Source organism: Allobosea sp. GW822-FHT03F07 (assembly GCF_058801345.1).
The window spans coordinates 1-13,230 of record NZ_JBXAND010000020.1 but is presented as its reverse complement, the minus strand read 5'-3'; the positions used below and the strand labels follow the sequence as shown (position 1 = coordinate 13,230).

The following is a 13,230-nucleotide window of genomic DNA, read 5'->3' as shown; positions in this document are numbered from 1 at the left end:
GATGCGCTCGCGGCGGGGCAGGACATTGTCGGAGGCCGATCTCGCGCTCTGGCGTCAGGTTGCGCGCTCGGTGACGCCGCTGCCGGGGCGGGCACCGGTCGAGCCGGAACCGCTGGCCGAGGCCGTAGCGGTGCCGGAGGCGCCGCAGCCCGCCAAGTTCGCTGCGGCAGTGAAGCTGTCGAAGGCTGCCCCGTCCCCGCCGCCTCTCGCACCTTTGGAGCAGCGCCTGCGCACGCAGCTCCGGCGCGGCCAGCTCGGCGTCGAGGCAATCATCGACCTCCACGGCATGCGCCAGGACGAGGCGCATCTGGCGCTGCGTGCCTTCCTGCGCCGCGAGCAGGGGCGCGGCACCAGGCTCGCCCTCGTCGTCACCGGCAAGGGCGCCGCCGGAACCTCGCTGTTCGGCGACGAGCGCGGCGTTCTGCGGCGTGTCGTGCCGCACTGGCTGCGGCTGCCGGATCTGCGGCCACTGGTCGTCGGTTTCGAGGAGGCGCAAGCACGTCATGGCGGCTCTGGCGCGCTTTATGTCAGGCTGCGCCGTGTCCGTGAGGCCGGACCGTGACGCCCTTCGGCCAGCGCGTGCGCGACCATCGCGAAAGGCGCGGCATGACGTTGGCGCAGATGGCGGCGGTTCTGGGCGTCACGCCGGCCTATCTCTCGGCGCTGGAGCACGGCAAGCGCGGCCGCCCGACCTTCACCCTGATCCAGGGCGTCATCCATGTCCTCGGCGTGATCTGGGACGAGGCCGACGAACTGGTGCGCCTGGCCGATCTCTCGCATCCGCGCGTCACCGTCGACACGGCCGGTCTCGATCCGGAAGCGACGTTGCTGGCCAATCGCCTCGCCCGCGAGATCGGCGAATTGGAGGGCGAGGATCTGAAGCGCCTCGCCGCTGTGCTGGACGAAGCGGCGGCGCGGCGGACGCGGCCGGACGAGCCCGTTTGACCGTGTTCGCTTGACCCCTGCGCGCATGGATGCGACACGCCCCGCCATTCCTTCACAGTCTTCTCCCGTCATCCTCGTTCCCACAGCATCGGGCTCCCCATGACCAGCACGCGCACCGACGTCCTCGCCCTCGGCAATGCCATCGTCGACGTCATCGCTTCCGCCGAAGAGGATTTTCTGGCGAAGCACGGCCTGACCAAAGGCGCGATGGCGCTGATCGACGAGGGGCGCGCGGAATCGCTCTATTCGGCGATGGGTCCGGGCAAGGTGATCTCGGGCGGCTCGGCCGCCAACACCATTGCCGGCCTCGCCTCCTTCGGCGGCAAGGGCGCCTTCATCGGCAAGGTCAAGGCCGACGAGCTCGGGCGGCTCTACCGGCATGACCTCACCTCGCTCGGCGTCGCCTTCGATACGCCGGCGGCCACCGACGGGGCGGCGACGGCCCGCTCCTTCATCATCGTCACGCCCGATGGCGAGCGCACCATGAACACCTATCTCGGCGCCTGCCAGGGCCTCGGCGTCGCCGATGTCGATGCCAAGGCGATCGAGAACGCCGACATCATCTATCTCGAGGGCTATCTCTGGGATCCGCCGGCGGCCAAGGACGCCTTCCGCAAGGCCTCCGAGATCGCTCACAAGGCCGGCGGCAAGGTCGCCATCACCCTGTCGGATTCCTTCTGCGTCGACCGCTACCGCGACGAGTTCGTCGGCCTGATCCGCAACCGCATGGTCGATATCGTCTTCGCCAACGAGCACGAGCTGAAGAGCCTCTACGAGACCGGCGATTTCGACACGGCCCTGTCCTGGCTGCGCTCGGAGAACATCCTCGCCGTCGTCACCCGCTCGGAGAAGGGCGCGCTGGCGGTGACGCCGGACGGCATCGTCGAGGAGCCGGTCTTCCCCGTTGAGCGCGTGGTCGACGCCACCGGCGCCGGCGACCTCTTCGCCGCCGGCTTCCTCTTCGGCCTGACCTCGGGCCGCGAGGTCCGCGACTCCCTGCGCCTGGGCGCGCTCGCGGCGGCCGAGATCATCAGCCATGTCGGAGCGCGGCCGGATGTGAACCTGAAGGTGCTGGCGGGCAACGAAGGGCTGCTGTGAGCCCATCATTCTCCCCTTGGGGGAGAAGGTGTCTGCGCAGCAGATGGATGACGGAAGGGTCGCGCATGCGGCCCTTTCTTGTTTTCGGCCGAGGTTCTTCCCTCATCCGTCTCGGCTTCGCCGATCCACCATCTCCCCCCAAGGGAAGCGCGCCTCTCAATACAGCGTCGCCCTGACCCGTTCCGGCAGCGCCTTGTCATAGGCCTCGCCGTCGAAGGTCTCGACGGCCGCGTTCCGTGCCGTGATGTCGCGCAGGATCTGGCCGGCGCTCGGCACGCTGCCCCTCGCGACATGCTTCGACGGGTTCCAGAGGTCGGCCCGCACGACCGCGCGCGAGCACTGGAAGTAGACGCTCTCCACCGTGACCACGATGACGCAGGCTGGGAGCTTTCCGGCCATCTCGAAGCGCCCGCACAACTCAGGGTCGTTGGAAAGGGAGGCGACGCCGTTGACGCGCAGGGTCTCGCCGTAACCGGGCACCATGAAGAGCATTCCGATTCTCGGATCGAACAGGATATTCTTCAACGAATCCAGTCGGTTATTGCCTTTTCGGTCGGGAATCAGGAGCGTTTTCGTGTCCCGGACCGTAACGAACCCCGGCAGATCCCCACGCGGCGAACAATCCAGGCCCTCCGGACCGTTGGTCGCGAGCACGAAAAACGGCGAGGCGGCGATCAGCGCGGCATAGTTCGCGTCGAGATGGTCGATCTCCTTATGGATCGACGCGGGCGCGACCGGGTTGGGATAGAGCGCGGCGAGTTGCTCGATCGACGTGATGGCGTGGGCGGACATGGAGACTCCCGATAGCGCGAGAAAAGTCTAGACTATCTGACAGCGTCGATAACGGCGAGCCACCGATCTGCAATCGGATTACAAAGACGGCGATCTGTCAGTCTTCGCGCGAATCTAGCCTCCGTGTTCTCCTTCAACGAAAGAAGCCCCGCATCGTCCGATGCGGGGCTTCCGGTTTCACGTGAATCGCGTGAGGCGGTGGCTTACTCGGCCTGCTGCTTCTCGCGGGACTTCTCCGCGTCGCGGGCGGCTTTGAGCTTCTCGGTCAGGTCCTCGCCGGTCTCCTGGTCGACGACCTTCATCGAGAGGCGGATCTTGCCGCGATCGTCCTGGCCGAGGAACTTGACCTTGACCTTGTCGCCTTCCTTGACGACGTCCGAGACCTTCTGGACGCGCTGGGCGGCGAGCTCGGAGATGTGGACGAGACCGTCCTTGGCGCCGAAGAAGTTCACGAAGGCGCCGAACTCCATGATCTTCACGACCGTGCCGTCATAGATCATGCCCGGCTCGGCTTCCGAGACGATCGACTTGATCCACTTGATCGCGGCTTCGATCGACTTGCCGTCGGCCGAGGCGATCTTGATCGTGCCGTCGTCCTCGATGTTGACCTTCGCGCCGGTCTTCTCGACGATCTCGCGGATGACCTTGCCGCCGGAGCCGATGACTTCGCGGATCTTGTCGACCGGGATCTTCATCGTCTCGATGCGCGGGGCATACTCGCCGAGCTGGCCGCGCGACGCCGACAGCGCCTTGGCCATCTCGCCGAGGATGTGGTCGCGACCGCCCTTGGCCTGGTCGAGGGCGACCTTCATGATCTCCTCGGTGATGCCGGCGATCTTGATGTCCATCTGCAGCGAGGTGATGCCCTCGGCGGTGCCGGCGACCTTGAAGTCCATGTCGCCGAGATGGTCCTCGTCACCCAGGATGTCGGAGAGCACGGCGAAGCGCTCTCCTTCCAGGATCAGGCCCATCGCGATGCCCGCGACCGGCGCCTTCAGCGGCACGCCGGCATCCATCAGGGCGAGTGAGGTGCCGCAGACGGTGGCCATCGAGGAGGAGCCGTTCGACTCGGTGATCTCCGAGACGACGCGGATCGTGTAGGGGAACTCCGCCTTCGCTGGCAGCATCGGCCGGATAGCACGCCAGGCGAGCTTGCCATGACCGATCTCGCGGCGGCCGGGCGAACCCATGCGGCCGGCTTCACCCACCGAATAGGGAGGGAAATTGTAGTGCAGCAGGAAGGTTTCCTTGTAGGTGCCTTCCAGCGAGTCGATGAACTGCTCGTCGTCGCCGGTGCCGAGCGTGGTCACGACCAGCGCCTGCGTCTCGCCGCGGGTGAACAGCGCCGAGCCATGGGTGCGGGGCAGGATGCCGGCTTCCGAGACGATCTTGCGGACCGTCTTGAGGTCGCGGCCGTCGATGCGCACGCCGTCGTCGAGGATGGTCCAGCGCACGACCTTGGCCTGGGCCTCCTTGAACTGGCCGGCGACCTGCTCCTTGGTGAAGGTCGTCGTGCCGTTCGGCTCGTCCGAGACCAGCTCGGCGAGCTTGGCCTTGGCGGCGTCCAGCGCCTTGTAGCGCTCGGCCTTGGTGGTGATCTTGTACGCGGCGCGCAGATCCGCATCGACCAGCTTCAGCACGGCGTCGAGCACGACCGAGTTGTCGGCCGGAACGTAGTCGCGCGGTTCCTTGGCGGCCTTTTCGGCCAGGCGGATGATCGCGTCGATGACCGGCTGGAAGTGCTTGTGGCCAAACATAACGGCGCCGAGCATGATCTCCTCGGAGAGCTGCTTGGCTTCCGATTCCACCATCAACACGGCGTCGGGCGTACCGGCGACGACGAGGTCGAGCGCCGAATCCTTGATCTCGTCGACCAGCGGGTTGAGCTTATAGGCGCCGTCGAAATAGCCGACGCGCGCGGCGCCGACCGGGCCGGTGAACGGCACGCCCGACAGGGTCAGGGCGGCGGAGGCGGCGACCATCGCGACGATGTCGGGGTCGTTCTCGAGATCATGCTGCAGCACGGTGCAGACGACCTGCGTCTCGTTGCGGTAGCCTTCGACGAAGAGCGGGCGGATCGGCCGGTCGATCAGGCGCGAGACCAGCGTCTCCTTCTCGGTCGGGCGTCCCTCGCGCTTGAAATAGCCGCCGGGAATGCGGCCGGCCGCGAAGGTCTTTTCCTGGTAGTTCACGGTCAGCGGGAAGAAATCGATCCCGGGCTTGGGCGACTTGGCGGAAACCACGGTCGCGAGCACGACGGTCTCGCCATAGGTGGCAAGCACCGCGGCGTCGGCCTGGCGGGCGATCTTGCCGGTTTCGAGCACGAGCTTGCGCCCGCCCCAGATCAGTTCTTCGGTCTGTACATCGAACATGAGATTGTCTTTCGGATCGGATGCGGCCCGTCCGGCGTCCCTTGCCCATGGACAAGACGGCGAAACCCTCGGTTCTGCGAATGCGAGCCCGAGCGCTTGGCGATCCTGCCATGGACGAAGAGATCGCCCGGCGGGTCCTGCGGCAGGCCGCCCATGCGGCCGTCGCGTTGTAGCGGGATCGATGCCGCACCATTGCGGCAGGCCCCTTAATCGAAGCGCCCGGAGCGATGTCGCACCGGGCGTTCAGCGTCAGGCGTCGATCAGCGGCGGATGCCGAGCTTCTCGATCAGCGTGCGGTAGCGCGGCTCGCTCTTGCTCTTCAGGTAGTCGAGCAGCGAACGGCGCTGCGAGACCATCTTGAGAAGGCCGCGACGCGAATGGTTGTCCTTGGTGTGCGACTTGAAGTGGCCGGTCAGGTTGTTGATGCGCTCCGTCAGGATCGCGACCTGGACTTCCGGCGAGCCGGTGTCGTTCGGCTTGGTGGCATACTCGTTCAGGAGCGCGGTCTTGCGCTCGGCCGTGATCGACATCGTGTGATCCTTATATTGGGGTTGATCTGGCGGGCCAGGCCGGGATGTCGTCCAGCAGGGTCCGAAGCCCGCGATCCGCCTCATCGAGGAGGGGGCGCGCAGCCGGCTTTGAGGCCGGATGGCGGGGGTATACACGAAATCGGCGGAAAGGCCAGCGGCCTCGACGGAACCTCTCGCGCGGGCATCCGTTCTGGTCTCATCGGTCGAACCGCAGGTGTTGCGTCATGCGAAATTCGGACAAGGATCGCCTTATTCTCGCGCTGGCGGCGCAGCTGCGGGCGGAACGCGAGACCCGGGAAGCGGTCGCGCATGTGATCAGGAACGGCCAGCTCGACCGGGACGTGTTGCTTGCCGTCCTGGAGGACCCGATCCCCGCTGCATCGCAGGAGGATCTCGCCCGCGCCGACGCGCTCGCATCGAGCCGGCAGTTCCGACATATGAGGGCTGCCTGATGGCGCCCCGCCCCGCCTGGAAGGGCTATCTCAAGCTCTCGCTCGTCTCCTGCGCCGTCGAGCTGACCGGCGCGACCGACCACAGCGAGAAGGTCTCGTTCCGCGTCATCAACCGCAAGACCGGCAACACCGTCCGGCGCCAATATGTCGACGGCGTCACCGGCAAGCCGGTCGGCGATGACGACGAGGTCAAGGGCTACGAGATCGGCGATGACGAATACCTGCTCATCGAGGAGGACGAAATCGACGCGGTGCAGATCGACTCCTCGCACACGCTCTCGATCGAGCAGTTCGTCGATCGCGCCGACATTCCGCAGATCTATTTCGATACGCCCTATTACGTCACGCCCTCGGACGACGTCTCGGAAGAGGCCTTCGCCGTGATCCGCGAGGCCATGGCGCGCCAGAAGAAGGCCGGCATCGCCCGGATCGTGCTCTATCGCCGCGAACGCCCGGTGATGATCGAGCCCTTCGACAAGGGGCTGCTGCTGACGACGCTGCGCTACGACAAGACGGTGCGCAAACCCGAGGAGATCTTCGCAGGCATGGCCAGGCCGAAGATCGATCCGGAACTGATCGAGCTCGCGACCCATATCATCGACAGGAAGCAGGCCGAGTTCGATCCCTCGGGCTTCGAGGACCGCTACGAGGCCGCCCTGCTCGACCTGATCCAGGCCAAGCAGAAGGGCAGGAAGCCGCCCGTCGTGCAGTCGGCCGAGCGCCCGGCCAATGTCGTGAACCTGTTCGACGCCCTGAAGAAGAGCCTTGCCCGGGATGAGGACGAGGCTGCTCGCGGCAGGCCCGCGACAAAGAAAAAGGCCGCGCCCGCAAAGGCCGGTGCGAAGAAGCCACCCGCCAAGGCGCGCAAATCCGCCTGAGGAGGAGAGCGCGATGGCGACGCTGGACCTCTATCGCGCCAAGCGCGATTTCACCCTGACCAAGGAGCCCAAAGGCGGCGCCGCACGCAAGAAGAAGGGCGCCGCCGCGCAGGGCGGCGCCTTCGTCGTTCACAAGCACGCCGCGAGGCGCCTGCACTACGATCTCCGGCTCGAACATGACGGCGTGCTCTGGTCCTGGGCGGTGACGCGGGGCCCGAGCCTTGATCCCGACGAGAAGCGTCTGGCCGTCCATGTCGAGGATCATCCGCTCGAATATGGCGGCTTCGAGGGCACGATTCCCGCGGGTCAGTATGGCGCGGGCTCCGTGATCATCTGGGACGAGGGGCGGTGGCTGCCGGAAGGCGACCCGGCCTTCGGGATGGAGAAGGGCCATCTCTCCTTCATCCTGCAAGGCCACAAGCTCGCGGGCCAATGGCATCTCGTGCGGCTGAAGCCGCGCCGCGGCGAAAAGCGCGACAACTGGCTCCTGATCAAGGTCGATGATGCGGCGGCGCGGCGCGACAACGACATCCTCGAAACCGCGCCGAACTCGGTCGTCTCAGGCCTGAGCGTCGAGGAGATCGGCAGCGGCAATGCGGCCAAGCCCAAGGTTTGGACGAGGACGCAACGGCCGGACGGCAAGCCGGGCCGCCCAGCCAGTGCGAAGCGAACGCGCCGGCCGAAGGCGGATGGCGACGCCTTCCCGCGCTTCGTCGAACCTTGCCTCGCGACCCTTCAGGACAAGCCGCCGGCCGGCGAGAACTGGCTGCACGAGGTCAAGTTCGACGGCTACCGGCTGCAGGCGCGCATCGAGGGCGGCAAGGCCACGCTGCTGACCCGGTCGGGGCTCGACTGGACCGAGCGCTTCGGCAAGGGGCTGGCGGAGGCGCTGGCGGCCTTGCCATGCGAGAGCGCGCTGATCGACGGCGAGGTCGTGGCGCTCGGGGAAAGCGGGATCTCTTCCTTCGGCGCGCTCCAGGAGGCGCTGTCGAAAGGCGCGACGGATCATCTCGTTTTCTTCGCCTTCGATCTCCTCCATCTCGACGGCGAGGATCTGCGCGGCGATCCGCTGCTGGCCCGCAAGGAGAGGCTGGAAGACCTGCTTCGGACCTCAGCCGACGAGGCCGGCCCGCTGCGCTACAGCGAGCATTTCGTCGAGCCCGGCCAGACCATGCTGCGCCATGCCTGCCGCATGGGGCTGGAGGGCGTGATCTCCAAGCGCGCCGATGCGCCCTATCGCAGCGGGCGCGGCCGCGACTGGATCAAGTCCAAATGCACCCAGCGTCAGGAGTTCGTCATCGCCGGCTATGTGCCGTCCAGGGGCTCCGGCCGCGAGCTCGGCTCGATCGTCGCCGGCTATTACGAGGATGGCGCTTTGAAGCCGGCTGGCCGCGTCGGCACGGGCTTTACCCGCAAATCGGCTGCCGCCCTCAAGACGCGCCTCGACGTGATCAGGAGCGAGACCTCGCCCTTCGAAGGGGCAGCCGGGCGCGAGCGCGGCATCGTCTGGGTCGAGCCCGAGCTGGTCGCGGAGATCGAGTTCCGCGCCTGGACCCAGTCGAAGACGCTGCGCCATGCGAGCTTCATCGGCTTGCGCGAGGACAAGTCGGCAGATGAGGTTGTCGCCGAGCGGCCTAGGGGAACGGGCAAGAAGGCGAATTCCACGAGCCCACGTGCGGCGACGACACCGCGAAAGACCGCCAAACCCGGCCCGCGTGCAGAGACGACGGTCAAGCTCTCCAGCCCCGGCAAGCCGCTCTGGCCCGATATCGGCCTGACCAAGCAGGGCCTGCTCGACTACTATGCGACGGTCTGGCCGTTGATGCGTCCGCATGTCGTGAACCGCCCGCTCAGCCTCGTGCGGGCACCCAACGGTATCGAGGGCCATTCCTTCTTCCAGAAGCATGCCATGCCGGGCATGCACGAGGCCGTGCTGCGGATGAAGGACAAGGATGGCGAGGAATTGCTCTACATCCACGACTTCAACGGGCTGGCGGCCCTCGTGCAGCTTGGTACGGTCGAGATCCACCTTTGGGGGGCTACGATCGATGCGGTCGAGACCCCCGACCAGATCATCTTCGATCTTGATCCCGACCCCGGCGTCCCGCTCGAACGTGTCCGTGACGGGGCCCTTGCGGTGCGCGACCGCCTCCACGAACTGGGCTTCGAGAGCCTGCTCAAGACCTCCGGCGGCAAGGGCTACCATGTCGTCGCGCCGCTGAAGCCACGGGCGGGCTGGGATCGCGTCAAGGGCTTCGCGCGCGACTTTGCCCAGGCGATGGCGCAGGCGGAGCCGGCGCTCTACACCGCGACGCTGTCGAAGAAGGCCCGCAAGGGCAAGATCTTCATCGACTATCTGCGCAATGGCCGGGGTTCGACGGCTATCGCGCCCTACTCGACCCGCGCCCGTCCGGGCGCTCCTGTCGCCATGCCGATTGATTGGGAGGCTCTCGCGAAAACCGCACCCGATGCCTTCAAGGCCGAGGCCATTCGCGATGGCGGCGCGCCTGCGGATATTTGGGCAGGCTTCTTCGACGGCGCCAAGCCCCTGACGGGCAAAGCCTGAGCTTCCGCCTCAGGGCTGGAGCGTTTCCCCGCGGTCATAGCGCCGCTGCGCCTCCTGCACCGCGCCGATATGCGTTTCGGCCCACACAGTCAGAGCCTGCACCGTCTGCGCCAGCGTTCGTCCCAGCTCCGTCAGCGAATACTCGACCGTCACCGGCACGGTGGCGAAGACCTCGCGCCGCACCAGACCATCGCGCTCGAGGCTCTTTAGCGTTTGAGACAGCATCTTCTGCGAGATGCTCTCGATGCGACGGCGCAGCTCGTTGAAGCGCAGCGTCTCGCGGTCGAGCACGATCAGGATCAGCACGGCCCATTTGTCGCCGATGCGGTCGAGCACCTGCCGCGTCGGGCATTGCGCGCTGAAAGGGTCGGGTCGTTGCAGCATGGCAGTTTCCCCGAAGTGACCATGTCTCGCGAAAGTGCCTTCTTTACGGGCGGCACGGCGCGGGCCATGTGGGTTCCATTGGATCGTTGGTATCCGTTGGTTACCAGAAGAAAGGACCCCTGTCATGACCATCGCACTCATCGGCGCCACCGGCTTCATCGGCTCGCGCATCCTCGCTGAACTCGTCTCGCGCGGCCATACCGTCACCGCGATCGTCCGCAACCCTGAGAAGGTGCCGGCTCTTCCGGGGGTGAAGGCCGTGAAGGGCGACATCTTCGACAAGGACGGGCTGGCGGCGCTTCTCGCCGGCCACGAGGCGGTGATCAGCTCCGTGCATTATCTGGCGAGCGATGCGCAGGCGCTGCTCGGCGCTGTGAAGCAGTCCGGCGTCAAGCGCTATCTCGTCGTCGGCGGCGCTGGCAGCCTCGAAGTGGCCCCTGGCGTGAAGCTGTTCGACACGCCGGAGTTCCCTGCGATCTATCTCGAAGAGGCCAGGAAGGGCGGCGTCTATCTCGATCTGCTCAAGCAGGAGAAGGTCCTCGACTGGACCTTCCTGTCGCCCTCCGCCGTGATCGCGCCGGGCGAGCGCACCGGCACGTTCCGCCTCGGCCTCGACCAGCTTCTCGTCGACGGCAAGGGCGAAAGCCGGATTTCGGCCGAGGATTATGCGATCGCACTGGTGGACGAGCTGGAGAAGCCCGCCCATAGCCGCCGCCGCTTCACGCTTGGATACTGATCTCAGGCGTGCTGCGCGCGCGGCGGAACTGCATCTCGCCGATGCTGAGCACGCCGCGCCGCATCTCGCCCTTGGCGAGGTGGCCGCTGTCGCTCTCGAAATAGAGCTGCGAGCGATCGACCAGGTAGCGGCCGTGATGCCAGGCGGGCACCGTCTGCTTGGCCTTGTTGTAGCGACCGTCCGGCCGCAGCTCGAGAACGATCGCGCCGTCATCGGTCGCCCAGCGGCCGAGTGCGGCGCGCTCGAAGGCGTCGGCTTCGTCGAACGCCGCAATCTCGAGCGAGCGGGCAGGGCGCGACGAAGGAACCAGTTGGGCGGCGAAGCTGCCCAGAGAGTGAAGCATCTGTGCGAGGGGCATGGTCGGGTCTCCAATCGATCATCGGTCATCGACCCCGGCCTTCCGGGGTCGGACATTCGAGAACCGGCTGTCGCGCGACGCGGGCAGCAGGTTCAATAGGGGCTGGCCGTCGGCCGCACGATGATCTCGCTGACGTCCACCTCGCCGGGCTGCTCAATCGAGAAGGCGATGGCGCGCGCGATCGCGTCGGGCTCGATCGCGATCTGACGGAACTCGGCCATGGCAGCCTGGGCGCCGGGGTCGGTGATGGTGGAGGCGAGCTCGGACCGGGTGACGCCGGGTGAGATCACGGTGACACGTATGTCTTCATGCTCCTGGCGCAAGCCCTCGGAGATCGCGAGCACCGCAAATTTCGTCGCGCAATAGACGGCCGCGGTCGGATAGACCTGATGTCCGCCGATCGAGGAGATGTTGACGAACTGGCCGGAGCCCTGCCGCTTCATGATCGGGAGCCCCGCCTTGATTCCGTGCAGCACGCCGCGGATGTTGACGTCGATCATCCGGTCCCATTCGTCGATCTTGCCGGCTTCGAGTCGTGAGAGCGGCATCAGCCCGGCATTGTTGACGACGACGTCGACGCGCCCGAAAGCGGCTTCGGCGTAGCTGAGGAAATCCTCGACATCGCCGGCATCGGCGACATCGACAGGCTTCAGCCGAACCGAGCCGCCGGTGGCCGAAATCTTAGCGGCGAGCGTTTCGAGGCGGTCGACGCGGCGGGCTCCGATCACGACATCGGCGCCTCGCGCCGCCAGCAAGCGCGCCGTGGCCTCGCCGATGCCGCTGCTCGCCCCGGTGATGGCGACGACCTTGCCCTGTATTCCAGACATGATGCTCTCCTGTGGTTGCTCTCGGCTGCCGGCCGCGTCTGGCGTTCCGGCGTGAGAAAGTAATGCCGTGGCGAGCGCTCGGAGCGGTAGACCAATGCAGCGCAAGGATTGCCCGATCCTCCAGGACGGTTGCTTTCCGATCGCTTCGAAGGCCCTGATCATTGTATGAAAGCCCAGGCGGCGCGGATAACCGCGGATCGAGCAATGCTGGAGGCGTGCGATGCGGCAGGTCGAGGAACTGGCGGCGTTGATCGGCAGGCTCTGTGCGAGCGACGGCATTCACCAGACCGCGATCCCGCGGCTGGTGCTGATCCGCTCCGGCCGGCCGACGGAGCCGTTGCACGCCCTGCATGAGCCGGCGCTTTGCATCGTCGTGCAGGGCCGCAAGCAGGTGATGCTGGGGGACACGGTCTATCATTACGATCGCAGCCAGTATCTGGTGGTCTCCGTCGACCTGCCGGTCATCGGCCAGGTCGTCGAGGCGACCGAGGAGCAGCCCTATCTCTGCATCCGGCTCGACCTCGACCCCGTCATGCTCGGCGCGATCATGCTGGAAGCCGGCGTCGGCGCTGCCGACACGGGCGGCGTGGGGTCCGGCCTGACGCTGAGTCCGGTGGCGCCGGAACTGCTGGACGCCGCTCTGAGGCTCGTCCGGCTGCTGGAGACACCGCGCGACATCGCCATGCTGGCGCCCTTGGCCGAGCGCGAGATCCTCTATCGCCTGATGACGGGCGAGCAGGCGGCGCGCTTGCGTCAGATCGCCACCGGCGAGAGCCGGCTGCAGCAGATCAACCGCGCGATCGGCTGGATAAAGCGCAATTACGACAAGGCCTTCAGTGTCGAGGCCTTGGCGCAGGAGGCTCGCATGAGCCCCTCCGCCCTGCACCAGCATTTCAAGGCGGTGACGGCGATGAGCCCCCTGCAATACCAGAAGCAGTTGCGCCTGCAGGAGGCCCGGCGCCTGATCCTCGGTGCGGCGCTCGATGCCGCCTCCGCTGGCTTCCGCGTCGGCTATGAGAGCCCCTCGCAGTTCAGCCGGGAATATCGCCGCCTCTTCGGCGCGCCTCCGCTACGCGATGCGGCCAGGCTCCGCGGTGCGGGCCTCGACATGATCGGGGCCTGAACCGCCGAGCAGTCCAGGCCCCGATCAGTCTCTCTTCAGGCCGCGCCGCTCAGAACTCTTCCCATCCGGCATCGCCAGCGCGGCCGTTGGCGACCTTTTTGACCGGCGCGCGCGGGGCAGGCGCGGCGGCAGGCGTGCGGGGCGCGGCCGCCTTGGCCTGCACGAAGGC

The 13,230-nt window shown here is 66.7% G+C and carries 14 protein-coding genes; 8 read left to right on the top strand and 6 right to left on the bottom strand.

Annotated elements, in window-relative coordinates; all coding sequences use genetic code 11:
* Position 1: 1 nt before the first annotated feature.
* From AC1RMY_RS25905 to AC1RMY_RS25895, 3 genes are all read left to right on the top strand, one after another.
* On the top strand, positions 2-562 hold the full coding sequence (locus AC1RMY_RS25905; protein WP_492869530.1) for a Smr/MutS family protein: 561 nt from the start codon (positions 2-4) through the stop codon (positions 560-562).
* On the top strand, positions 559-945 hold the full coding sequence (locus AC1RMY_RS25900; RefSeq protein ID WP_492869528.1) for a helix-turn-helix domain-containing protein: 387 nt from the start codon (positions 559-561) through the stop codon (positions 943-945). Before AC1RMY_RS25905 ends, AC1RMY_RS25900 begins: the two co-directional genes overlap by 4 nt.
* Positions 946-1,044: 99 nt before the next feature.
* The gene (locus AC1RMY_RS25895; protein WP_492869526.1) at positions 1,045-2,043 is read left to right on the top strand and encodes an adenosine kinase; all 999 of its coding nucleotides are present in this window, start codon (positions 1,045-1,047) and stop codon (positions 2,041-2,043) included.
* A gap of 156 nt (positions 2,044-2,199) precedes the next feature.
* Here AC1RMY_RS25895 and AC1RMY_RS25890 read toward each other — a convergent pair whose 3' ends face one another.
* The 3 genes from AC1RMY_RS25890 to rpsO form a co-directional block, all read right to left on the bottom strand.
* Positions 2,200-2,835, bottom strand: a complete 636-nt coding sequence (locus AC1RMY_RS25890; RefSeq protein WP_492869525.1) for a pyridoxamine 5'-phosphate oxidase family protein — start codon at positions 2,833-2,835, stop codon at positions 2,200-2,202.
* Between the two features lie 203 nt (positions 2,836-3,038).
* Positions 3,039-5,207 carry a polyribonucleotide nucleotidyltransferase gene (gene pnp, locus AC1RMY_RS25885; protein WP_492869523.1) on the bottom strand — a complete coding sequence of 723 codons (2,169 nt, stop codon included), beginning with the start codon at positions 5,205-5,207 and terminating at the stop codon, positions 3,039-3,041.
* A gap of 260 nt (positions 5,208-5,467) precedes the next feature.
* A complete protein-coding gene (gene rpsO / locus AC1RMY_RS25880) occupies positions 5,468-5,737 on the bottom strand; it encodes a 30S ribosomal protein S15 (protein ID WP_492869521.1) in 270 nt (89 codons plus the stop codon).
* A gap of 224 nt (positions 5,738-5,961) precedes the next feature.
* On the opposite strand from rpsO, the gene AC1RMY_RS25875 reads away from it, so the two are divergent.
* The 3 genes from AC1RMY_RS25875 to ligD are packed head-to-tail and all read left to right on the top strand — an operon-like array spanning position 5,962 to position 9,633.
* The gene (locus AC1RMY_RS25875) at positions 5,962-6,189 is read left to right on the top strand and encodes a hypothetical protein (protein WP_492869519.1); all 228 of its coding nucleotides are present in this window, start codon (positions 5,962-5,964) and stop codon (positions 6,187-6,189) included.
* Entirely contained in the window at positions 6,189-7,067 is an 879-nt protein-coding gene (gene ku / locus AC1RMY_RS25870; RefSeq protein ID WP_492869517.1) for a non-homologous end joining protein Ku, read from the top strand. Before AC1RMY_RS25875 ends, ku begins: the two co-directional genes overlap by 1 nt.
* Positions 7,068-7,080: 13 nt before the next feature.
* Positions 7,081-9,633, top strand: a complete 2,553-nt coding sequence (gene ligD, locus AC1RMY_RS25865; RefSeq protein WP_492869515.1) for a DNA ligase D — start codon at positions 7,081-7,083, stop codon at positions 9,631-9,633.
* Positions 9,634-9,642: 9 nt separating this feature from the next.
* Here ligD and AC1RMY_RS25860 read toward each other — a convergent pair whose 3' ends face one another.
* Positions 9,643-10,017, bottom strand: coding sequence for a winged helix-turn-helix transcriptional regulator (locus tag AC1RMY_RS25860; protein WP_492869514.1), 375 nt, complete (start codon positions 10,015-10,017; stop codon positions 9,643-9,645).
* Positions 10,018-10,141: 124 nt separating this feature from the next.
* Here AC1RMY_RS25860 and AC1RMY_RS25855 point away from each other — a divergent pair, with 124 nt between their 5' ends.
* Entirely contained in the window at positions 10,142-10,753 is a 612-nt protein-coding gene (locus AC1RMY_RS25855; protein ID WP_492869512.1) for an NAD(P)-dependent oxidoreductase, read from the top strand.
* On the opposite strand, the gene AC1RMY_RS25850 is transcribed toward AC1RMY_RS25855, so the two are convergent.
* Positions 10,737-11,111, bottom strand: a complete 375-nt coding sequence (locus AC1RMY_RS25850) for an Atu4866 domain-containing protein (RefSeq protein ID WP_492869511.1) — start codon at positions 11,109-11,111, stop codon at positions 10,737-10,739. The two genes, AC1RMY_RS25855 and AC1RMY_RS25850, sit on opposite strands and share 17 nt — an antisense overlap.
* 92 nt (positions 11,112-11,203) lie before the next feature.
* A complete protein-coding gene (locus tag AC1RMY_RS25845) occupies positions 11,204-11,938 on the bottom strand; it encodes an SDR family oxidoreductase (protein WP_492869509.1) in 735 nt (244 codons plus the stop codon).
* Between the two features lie 220 nt (positions 11,939-12,158).
* Between AC1RMY_RS25845 and AC1RMY_RS25840 the strand changes: the two genes are divergently transcribed.
* Positions 12,159-13,061 carry an AraC family transcriptional regulator gene (locus AC1RMY_RS25840; protein ID WP_492869508.1) on the top strand — a complete coding sequence of 301 codons (903 nt, stop codon included), beginning with the start codon at positions 12,159-12,161 and terminating at the stop codon, positions 13,059-13,061.
* Positions 13,062-13,230: the final 169 nt, after the last annotated feature.

Bases quoted from the DNA above. Each gene is read 5' to 3' on its own strand.
- AC1RMY_RS25905 (WP_492869530.1), top strand. From the start codon at position 2: ATGCGCTCGCGGCGGGGCAGGACATTGTCGGAGGCCGATCTCGCGCTC.
- AC1RMY_RS25895 (WP_492869526.1), top strand. From the start codon at position 1,045: ATGACCAGCACGCGCACCGACGTCCTCGCCCTCGGCAATGCCATCGTC.
- AC1RMY_RS25890 (WP_492869525.1), bottom strand. From the start codon at position 2,835: ATGTCCGCCCACGCCATCACGTCGATCGAGCAACTCGCCGCGCTCTAT.
- pnp (WP_492869523.1), bottom strand. From the start codon at position 5,207: ATGTTCGATGTACAGACCGAAGAACTGATCTGGGGCGGGCGCAAGCTC.
- rpsO (WP_492869521.1), bottom strand. From the start codon at position 5,737: ATGTCGATCACGGCCGAGCGCAAGACCGCGCTCCTGAACGAGTATGCC.
- AC1RMY_RS25875 (WP_492869519.1), top strand. From the start codon at position 5,962: ATGCGAAATTCGGACAAGGATCGCCTTATTCTCGCGCTGGCGGCGCAG.
- ku (WP_492869517.1), top strand. From the start codon at position 6,189: ATGGCGCCCCGCCCCGCCTGGAAGGGCTATCTCAAGCTCTCGCTCGTC.
- ligD (WP_492869515.1), top strand. From the start codon at position 7,081: ATGGCGACGCTGGACCTCTATCGCGCCAAGCGCGATTTCACCCTGACC.
- AC1RMY_RS25860 (WP_492869514.1), bottom strand. From the start codon at position 10,017: ATGCTGCAACGACCCGACCCTTTCAGCGCGCAATGCCCGACGCGGCAG.
- AC1RMY_RS25855 (WP_492869512.1), top strand. From the start codon at position 10,142: ATGACCATCGCACTCATCGGCGCCACCGGCTTCATCGGCTCGCGCATC.
- AC1RMY_RS25850 (WP_492869511.1), bottom strand. From the start codon at position 11,111: ATGCCCCTCGCACAGATGCTTCACTCTCTGGGCAGCTTCGCCGCCCAA.
- AC1RMY_RS25845 (WP_492869509.1), bottom strand. From the start codon at position 11,938: ATGTCTGGAATACAGGGCAAGGTCGTCGCCATCACCGGGGCGAGCAGC.
- AC1RMY_RS25840 (WP_492869508.1), top strand. From the start codon at position 12,159: ATGCGGCAGGTCGAGGAACTGGCGGCGTTGATCGGCAGGCTCTGTGCG.